This is a genomic window from Moorena sp. SIO4G3 (assembly GCF_010692305.1).
GTDB lineage: Bacteria > Cyanobacteriota > Cyanobacteriia > Cyanobacteriales > Coleofasciculaceae > Moorena > Moorena producens_A.
Genome location: NZ_JAAHIG010000360.1, coordinates 1 through 8,667 on the forward strand (window position 1 = coordinate 1; position 8,667 = coordinate 8,667).

The following is an 8,667-nucleotide window of genomic DNA, read 5'->3' on the forward strand; positions in this document are numbered from 1 at the left end:
AAGGCCCGTGCTCGATGCACCACAACCAATCGCACCAGACAATACTCATCCGGTGAACAGTGAGGTGTCCTTGCATCATTTATATAGAGTCATCAAGTCCTACCGCCAAAGCTGCTTGAATCAATGGGGTGATAAAAATATCGCTTTTCTGCTAAATTATATCTAACCAAAGTTTTTTGAGAATAATTTATGTTTACAAAAATTCCGACTAGGGTACTTCGTAGTCTATGTATTGCCCTTGGTTTCATCTTGAGTTTCAGTATGCTTAACGTTCAATCTGCATCTGCTGTAGATTTACGGGTTTTAACCTGGAATAGCACTGGAGAAAGTGCAAACAATGCTACTGAACTGCGGAACGAGATTAACTACTTGAATGGTAGGTATCCCAGGGATCCTGTGAAAGCTATCTTCAATCAAGAGGCAAAAAAATTATCTGGTGGTGATATATACAATATGCTGAATAATACTGGTGCTGGTGGTATAGGTCTAAACTATACTCGACCTCCTAGGCATATTACAGAATTAATTAATGGTACTGGAAGAGGTTACAATGCGCTTGCGCACAATACCGTAACAATTACCCAACCACTAACCCATCAAAACTATACGACCGACCCTATATTCCACACATGGCAAAAAACATTAAATCCTTCTCAAAGCAACACAGTCAATGATGAAGTCAAAAATTTTCGTCCCCCAGTATATATGGAATTTAACTACTCTGGAAGAAACGTGCGTCTCATTACCTGGCATGCACCAATTGGCCAATCCGGTATTTTAAAAGGATGCACAACACAAGGATTAGCACCACTTGATGCATTTTTGTTTTTAGAACAAAGCAGTTTAATCAACAATACAACAGGTATTGACATAATAATAATTGCTGGGGATCTAAACATGACATCGAAGGATCTTAAAACCAAGTGCCAGGGCTACGAGCCACTAAAAAAATTTGACGGAGAATCAAGCAATTTAGATCATATTTTGGCGTGGCGTCCTTCTGGTGGTACTGTGAATTATTTAGAACCTCGAAGTACATCGAGTCCGAGTAGTGATGATCATAATATATTCTCTTCTCGTGTGAACTGGTAAATTAAGAGCTAATGTGTAAAGTAAATATTAAGAAGCATGAAAACCTTGCTATGATTGTCTTTTTGGTATTCAATAGTTCATTTGTTCTAGTTTAGCGCAAGCCTTATCCTACAAGGATTACAGCGAGTTTACAAATCAGCTCTAAGAGATTACATGCCTCACGAGAAATAAGGCTAATTTTGCGCTTTATTCGTAAAGTTTGAGCGGCTATAATCTTCTAATACCAAATCCGGTTTATAAAGTATAACTTGCCAATTTCGCTAATCAGCTTCTGGATTAAGTTCTATCATTAAGATACTTATATTCTCTAAACCGGATTTGGTATAATATCATGTCAGCTTAAATGCACCTAATATAGAAGAGTTGCTTAGGCTCGAAGCCACTATGCCCAAACGAATCAGTATCATCCCGCATCTGACCATTGATCAAGAACGAACAACGTTACCGTCAGACAACTGATGGGACCCACGCGCTCACACTATCAAATCATCTGGTTACTCGCCCTTGGCCGACCCACCGAGGAAGTGGTCCGAGGAACTGGCTATAGTTGAAGGTTGAAGGTTGAAGGTTGAAGGGAACAGGGAACAGTTGCGTAGGGTGCGTTAGGGACGGGCTGATCCTGAATTAATCGGTAGCGACTCTTGGGAAACTCCGTCCCGTAACGCACCACCGGTTAAAACCGCAAATGGGAAAATGCGATGCTCTCAAAGAGCCGCTACGCGATCGCGCTGCCCAGCCTACATAAATTGTGGAATAATCAACTCTATTGTAGACATAAGAAACTGCTAAACTCTGCCAGGTCTAGTGCAGAGACCTCCAAACCCGACTTTGATCACAATTCGAGGGATAGCCCTGGGTTCTCAATTATATTTCAGATATCAAAGCAAAATGCTATTGCAATTCTGATACTCATCAGGTAAACAGGATTTCTTCCCGATTCCCGACTCCCGACTCCCGATTCCCGATTCCCGATTCCCGATTCCCGATTCCCTACTCCCGACTCCCGATTCCCTGTTCCCTGCTCCCTTTTACAACTGCTATACAATAGAACCGAATTGACTGATTCAAGAGGAGACACTAAGCTAATGCGAATGCTACACACAATGCTGCGAGTCGGCAATCTTGAGGAATCGATCAAGTTTTACTGCGATGTCCTAGGCATGAAGCTGCTCCGTCAGAAGGACTTTCCAGGGGGAGAATTTACCTTAGCATTTGTAGGTTACGGGGATGAATCTGACAACACGGTTATTGAACTAACCTATAACTGGGGGGTTGATCAGTACAACATTGGGGATGCTTTCGGTCATATTGCCCTTGGTGTAGACGATATCTACCAAACCTGCGACCAAATTAAATCCCTTGGTGGTAAGGTAGTGCGAGAGCCAGGACCGATGAAGCACGGTTCGACAGTGATTGCTTTTGTGGAAGACCCGAGTGGATACAAGATTGAACTGATCCAGCGCAAAGATCAGGAGTCTGCCCAGAAACCAGAAGCGACAGCAGTAGCTGGGTAATAACTATCGGGAGTAGGGAATCGGGAATCGGGAATCGGGAATCGGGGTAATACTAAAATTTACGGCGTTGCTGAATCTTCGCAGGAATATTAGTAGAGTGGGCATCCTGCCCGCCCGCAAATAAGCAGGAAACTGGCAAGATGCCAGTTCTACGCAAGATGCCAGTTCCACCCAAGATGCCCATTCCACCTCACTATCAAGTAGAGTGGGCATCCTGCCCGCCCGACAATAAGGAGGAAACTGGCAAGATGCCAGTTCTACGCAAGATGCCAGTTCCACCCCAGATGCCCATTCCACCTCACTATCAAGTAGAGTGGGCATCCTGCCCGCCCGACAATAAGGAGGAAACTGGCAAGATGCCAGTTCTACGCAAGATGCCAGTTCCACCCCAGATGCCCATTCCACCTCACTATCAAGTAGAGTGGGCATCCTGCCCGCCCGACAATAAGGAGGAAACTGGCAAGATGCCAGTTCCACCAAGATGCCCATTCCACCTCACTATCAATTAGAGTGGGCATCCTGCCCGCCCGACAATAAGGAGGAAACTGGCAAGATGCCAGTTCTACGCAAGATGCCAGTTCCACCCAAGATGCCCATTCCACCTCACTATAAAAATGTTTCCCATCTCCCCATCTCCCCATCTCCCCATCTCCCTATCTCCCCATCTCCCTATCTCCCCATCTCCCCATCTCCCCATCTCCCCATCTCCCCACACTCTTCCCTGTTCCCTGTTCCCTTTAAAACATGATCCCTCAAGCATCTACAACAAAAGGCTGGGCGAATGCGATCGCAAAACCGGCAACTGAATTTCCGCCTACTGCCCTCCCGGTCATCTCTGGCAAAATCCCAGAAGGGTTGCGAGGTTCTCTGTATAGAAATGGTCCTGCACGGTTACAGCGAGGTGGTGTACCGGTTGGACATTGGTTTGATGGTGATGGGGCAATTTTAGCAGTACATTTTACCCCTGCTGGTGCCACAGGAGTTTATCGCTACGTCCAAACCTCTGGCTATCAAGCAGAAGCTGCTGCTGACAAATTACTATACCCCAACTATGGCATGACAACACCAGGACCAATCTGGAAACGCTGGGGTAAGCCAGTTAAAAATGCTGCCAATACCTCAGTGCTACCATTACCAGATAAATTGTTAGCCCTATGGGAAGGTGGTCATCCCCATGCCTTAGACCTCCAGACCTTAGAAACCAGAGGCACTGATGACTTATCTGGTCTAGGCAAAGGAGCAACCTTTTCTGCCCATCCCAAGATTGATCCCAAAACTGGAGAGATTTTCAACTTTGGACTGACGGCTGAACTTAATAGCAGACTCAACATTTACAAAAGCAACTCCACTGGCAAAATTATCCAACAAGGGTCAGTACAGCTAGAGAGTTTGCCCTTCATCCATGATTTTGTCCTGGCAGGGCCGTATCTAGTATTTTTTGTACCCCCAGTGCGAGTGAATTTCCTGAAAGTAGCTCTGGGTTGGTGCAGCTATGGTAATGCTATGGAGTGGCACCCAAATAAGTCAACCCAAATTATTGTTGTAGATTGTGACAGCCTTAGTGTAGTCAGTCGCGGTGAAGCTGAACCCTGGTATCAGTGGCACTTCAGCAATGGTTATGTGGACAACGATGGCTTGATCGTGATTGATTTTGTCCGTTATGCTGACTTTCAGACCAATCAGTATTTGAAAGAAGTTGCCACTGGTCAAACTAAGACCGAAGCGAAAGGAACCCTGTGGCAAGCCCGACTCAATCCTGACACTGGTCAGGTAGTGCAGTTACAACAGTTGTTGGATAGAAGCTGTGAATTTCCTGTAGTGCCGCAACAGCTAGTAGGACAATACTCACCTCATACTTATCTATCAGTACATCGCGAAGTCGTCGATATTAGTAAAGAATTATTGGGTGAAATTGGAGGCTTTGACCACAAAACTGGCACCCTGATTGTGGCTGATTTAGGGGAAAATCGCTATCCCTCGGAACCAGTCTATGCACCGGATAGCCTGAATCATGACCAGGGTTGGATATTAACAGTTGTGTATGACGGAAATTCTGATACCAGTGAAGTGATGGTATTTGGTAGAAACACCCTAAATCAAGAACCGATATGTCGTTTGGGATTACCAAAAGTTATCCCCTTCAGCTTTCATGGTCAGTGGCAATCCAGGTAATGAGCTTTTAAATTTACCTGATAAATTTACCTGAACTTTAGCTATCCATTACAGCCGAATATAGCCAATTTATTCTAAGTATAAATACTTTCAACTTAAACAATCAGAAGTCTCTCGCCGTCCGCTTCCTGGAGGACAGCTTTCCTGATCTAAAGCTAGTAATTGCTGGTCAACCGAATCAGACTGGTATCCCTGTGGAGAACTAGACTCACCTAGGTAAAAATTAATACCAACAGTAACTAGTAGAGTAGATAACAAGATATAGCTTTGAAAACCCATTGTGGTGACCTTGCTCAAAGTTTCTACTCATTACTTCAAAACTTTTCCAGCACAATCAGCATAAATTTTAAATAAAAACTCAATTAATCAAAAAAATATTAAAAATAATAAAACTAGCAAAAAAACCCCTATCTTAACTTAATTAAGACCCAATAAAAACGATGATTTTAGGGATATATATAAATAGCTTTATATTTAAAATAAGTGTATTTACGGATATGATTAGAGAGTCAAGCAAGGTAAAGCAACCAGATCAAACTTCTGGTTAATAAAATGTTGATTAGAGAAAAATGCTGCTAACTATCTATAGGTTTTGTCTAGGGGCGTAATTGACCTTTGCCATAGGGATCACAAAAAGGAGTAGGTCTGAAAATCTATAATTAGAGGAGATCCCCTGATCCAATCCTTAGCTGTGTAACGTAAGATGACCTCATTTCCCCGCCGCTACCATATCACCACTTTTGGCTGCCAGATGAACAAAGCCGACTCCGAGCGGATGGCTGGAATCCTAGAAGATATCGGCTTCCAGTGGTCAGAAAATCCCAACGAGGCTGACTTAATTCTCTACAACACCTGCACTATTCGAGATAATGCTGAGCAAAAGGTTTATTCCTACCTAGGAAGACAGGCAAAGCGCAAACACCAACAACCAGACCTGACCTTGGTAGTAGCGGGTTGTGTGGCACAACAGGAGGGAGAAGCACTGCTGCGGCGAGTCCCAGAAGTTGATTTAGTCATGGGACCGCAACACGCCAATCGTTTAGGGGATTTGCTAGACCAGGTATTTGATGGCAACCAGCTAGTTGCTACAGAACCAATTCATATTGTTGAAGACATCACTAAACCAAGACGGGACAGCAGCATTAGCGCCTGGGTAAATATAATTTATGGGTGTAACGAACGCTGCACCTACTGTGTAGTCCCCAATGTCCGAGGTTTAGAGCAATCCCGTACTCCAGAAGCGATTCGGGCAGAAATGGAGGAGTTAGGAAGGCAAGGCTATAAGGAAGTCACCCTATTAGGACAAAATATTGATGCTTACGGACGTGACTTACCAGGGGTGACTGAATCGGGGCGGCATCAGCACACCTTGACAGATTTACTGTATTATGTTAGCAATGTATCGGGGATTGAGCGGCTCCGCTTTGCTACCAGTCACCCCCGCTACTTTACAGAACGGCTAATCCGCGCCTGTCACGAGTTGCCGGAAGTGTGCGAACATTTCCACATTCCTTTCCAATCTGGGGATAACGATATTCTCAAAGCTATGGCACGGGGCTATACCCACCAGAAATATCGCCGTATTATTAATACCATTCGGGACTATATGCCCGATGCCTCCATTAGTGCAGATGCGATTGTGGGCTTTCCTGGGGAAACGGAAGCACAATTTGAAAATACCCTAAAACTAGTAGATGATATTGGCTTTGACCAGCTCAATACCGCTGCCTATTCCCCTCGTCCTGGTACACCAGCAGCATTGTGGGAAAATCAGCTCCCTGAGGAGGTCAAATGCGATCGCCTTCAACGTCTCAACCACCTAGTTGCGATAAAAGCAGCTGAGCGATCGCAACGTTATCTGGGACGGATTGAGGAAGTGCTGGTGGAAGACCAGAATCCCAAAGACAATACTCAAGTCATGGGCAGAACCAAAGGAAATCGTCTCACGTTCTTCACTGGGGATATTAATCACCTCAAAGGTGAGCTAGTTCTAGTTAAAATTACTGAAGCTCGTGCCTTTAGCTTGACTGGTGAGCGAGTAGAGGATTGACATCTCCCCCGGCTGAAGCACGGGGGATTCTCAGAGGATGTTACGTCCCAGGGTGAACCCGTGCGACTTCACTCTTTTTCCTATACGATTTAGAGAGAGACTCAAACAAATCGTATCGGTGTGGGACTGTCAAAGATCCCCTACCCACCTTAGCTAGGTCGATTAGCTGTGTGGTTACTTTCTTGATAATGTTTCCAGCACCGTTGCAATCGGCGTTGATAAACTTTCCTTTGGCCGTCCTATAAAGACCGCGTCTTACTCGCTTTCCTGATGGTTTCCATCCTTCGGGTTTTTCACCGACTTTCGGCAATGAATCGCCATCCAAGAAAGACGCCTTACTCGTATAAGACTCTTCAGTAATTATTAGTTTGATTCCATATTCACAGCAGAGCTGCTTTAATCTTTCGATCAGTCTTTTAGTTGGGATTGCGACGAATTTTTGATTGCCGCTTTTCCCCATATTAGATCTACACTTTTGACCTTCGTTCCAACCTATTACCAGGTTTCCAATCCCATCGACAAGACAACGATTAATGATAAATCTGGCAGCCTTATTGACGGCATCCCTCATCTGGTTATTGCGTTTCCTCTGGATTCTATCTAGGTGGGCGTCCCAATAAAATTCGTGCTTGCCCTCTTTGTATTTAGCGACCAGCCTACAATACCCTTGGTTCATTGACTTCAACTTCTTGCCGTCAATGATAAAGCTTTTCCCAAGGGTCGAAACACAGGTTAGCCAATTATCGCCTCCATGATCTATTCCCAAAGCTTGAGAATAATCAAGGTTGGGATTTTCTTTGACTGGCTCTTTTCCATCATCAATTACCCAATCAATCCACAATTGCCCATAGTAAGGGCGAATTGTCACCTCTTTCACCCAGTCCGGGTCTATAAAATCAGGCGGATATAAGGTGATTTTTGTCAGCAGCTCGGACTTGCTTTCTTTGCTGACTGATGGATAAAACAATCCCTCCTTATAACTCAGAGCCTGTCTTGGGAAAGTAACAGCAGCTAGTCCGCCTTTCTTTCGATATCGGGGGAACCTTGGCCTATCAACATTACCTTTGTAATAAAGCCCGACCAATTGATTGTAACTAGCGATCGCTTCTCCAACGGTTTTCAGGGTTTGTTGAGCGGACTGAGCTGCCATCCCCTTATAGTGGGGACTCATCTTTAATGCTTTATCTAGTTCAGGATACTTTGTTGAACATTTGTAAGTCTTCCATCTGCATCTAAGCTCGTCTCCGTGCCAGAAGGTGGTATAAGCTTCTTGCTCCTTCAGCCATTGATAGTGCTTCTGTTTCGCGTAATATATGGCACAGTTGAATAGACTGTTAGCCTGCTCGCATTGAAAAACCCAGAAGGCTATCTCTTCTTCCGAAAATACGGATCTAACTGGAACAGTCTTATACAATTGCTATCACCTACTTGGTCGGATATACTAATTTTAGTATAAACGTTTTTTATAAGTATTTCAACACAAAAATAGCCGAAAAATATAAAAATAATGAGAGGGGTACCCGTACATCACGATGAATTAAAAAAGCCTCATACCATTTGGTTCACTGATACTACATGGAAATGGCTTCAGCTATCAGCTAAGGAGTAAAGAACTAGTGTTGGGGAGTTACTTGAAAACTGGATTATAAAAGAAATAGACAAATCTTAAAGGGATACGACTGGATGAATCCAGTCTCTCTGTTTCATCCCCGGTCTAAAGACACGGGGTTCTATTAGAGTCGATGCTGGGGATTAGCCCAGGCACCTCTCCTTCAAAGCCGTGCGTGAAACTTTCGCCTCACACGGCTCCTAGATTCTCTCAACCAATAGGCTTGTCTT

Annotated in this window: 10 protein-coding genes; 4 read left to right on the top strand and 6 right to left on the bottom strand. The window is 44.3% G+C overall.

Going from position 1 to position 8,667, the window contains the following annotated elements; all coding sequences use genetic code 11:
• Positions 1 to 189 precede the first annotated feature (189 nt).
• Positions 190 to 1,092, top strand: coding sequence for a hypothetical protein (locus tag F6J99_RS36455; RefSeq protein ID WP_293120545.1), 903 nt, complete (start codon positions 190 to 192; stop codon positions 1,090 to 1,092).
• Between the two features lie 541 nt (positions 1,093 to 1,633).
• Here the strand turns inward: F6J99_RS36455 and F6J99_RS36460 are convergent.
• Both F6J99_RS36460 and F6J99_RS36465 read right to left on the bottom strand, forming a co-directional pair.
• Positions 1,634 to 1,762, bottom strand: a complete 129-nt coding sequence (locus tag F6J99_RS36460) for a hypothetical protein (protein ID WP_293120547.1) — start codon at positions 1,760 to 1,762, stop codon at positions 1,634 to 1,636.
• 201 nt (positions 1,763 to 1,963) lie between these two features.
• On the bottom strand, positions 1,964 to 2,170 hold the full coding sequence (locus F6J99_RS36465; RefSeq protein WP_293120549.1) for a hypothetical protein: 207 nt from the start codon (positions 2,168 to 2,170) through the stop codon (positions 1,964 to 1,966).
• 7 nt (positions 2,171 to 2,177) lie between these two features.
• On the opposite strand from F6J99_RS36465, the gene gloA reads away from it, so the two are divergent.
• Positions 2,178 to 2,606 carry a lactoylglutathione lyase gene (gene gloA / locus F6J99_RS36470; protein WP_293098960.1) on the top strand — a complete coding sequence of 143 codons (429 nt, stop codon included), beginning with the start codon at positions 2,178 to 2,180 and terminating at the stop codon, positions 2,604 to 2,606.
• A 3-nt stretch (positions 2,607 to 2,609) separates the two neighbouring features.
• Here the strand turns inward: gloA and F6J99_RS36475 are convergent, their stop codons facing one another.
• Both F6J99_RS36475 and F6J99_RS36480 read right to left on the bottom strand, forming a co-directional pair.
• A complete protein-coding gene (locus tag F6J99_RS36475) occupies positions 2,610 to 3,035 on the bottom strand; it encodes a hypothetical protein (protein WP_293120551.1) in 426 nt (141 codons plus the stop codon).
• On the bottom strand, positions 2,972 to 3,247 hold the full coding sequence (locus F6J99_RS36480) for a hypothetical protein (RefSeq protein ID WP_293120553.1): 276 nt from the start codon (positions 3,245 to 3,247) through the stop codon (positions 2,972 to 2,974). The genes F6J99_RS36475 and F6J99_RS36480 overlap by 64 nt, the downstream gene beginning before the upstream one ends.
• A 103-nt stretch (positions 3,248 to 3,350) precedes the next feature.
• Here F6J99_RS36480 and F6J99_RS36485 point away from each other — a divergent pair, with 103 nt between their 5' ends.
• Complete coding sequence (locus F6J99_RS36485) at positions 3,351 to 4,778, top strand: carotenoid oxygenase family protein (RefSeq protein WP_293120555.1); 1,428 nt, start codon at positions 3,351 to 3,353, stop codon at positions 4,776 to 4,778.
• A 90-nt stretch (positions 4,779 to 4,868) separates the two neighbouring features.
• Here the strand turns inward: F6J99_RS36485 and F6J99_RS36490 are convergent, their stop codons facing one another.
• On the bottom strand, positions 4,869 to 5,075 hold the full coding sequence (locus tag F6J99_RS36490; protein ID WP_293120557.1) for a hypothetical protein: 207 nt from the start codon (positions 5,073 to 5,075) through the stop codon (positions 4,869 to 4,871).
• Between the two features lie 406 nt (positions 5,076 to 5,481).
• On the opposite strand from F6J99_RS36490, the gene miaB reads away from it, so the two are divergent.
• Positions 5,482 to 6,828 (top strand): tRNA (N6-isopentenyl adenosine(37)-C2)-methylthiotransferase MiaB, encoded by a 1,347-nt coding sequence (miaB, locus tag F6J99_RS36495; protein WP_293120559.1) that lies wholly within the window; start codon positions 5,482 to 5,484, stop codon positions 6,826 to 6,828.
• Between the two features lie 40 nt (positions 6,829 to 6,868).
• On the opposite strand, the gene F6J99_RS36500 is transcribed toward miaB, so the two are convergent.
• On the bottom strand, positions 6,869 to 8,242 hold the full coding sequence (locus F6J99_RS36500; RefSeq protein WP_293120561.1) for a transposase: 1,374 nt from the start codon (positions 8,240 to 8,242) through the stop codon (positions 6,869 to 6,871).
• Positions 8,243 to 8,667 lie beyond the last annotated feature (425 nt).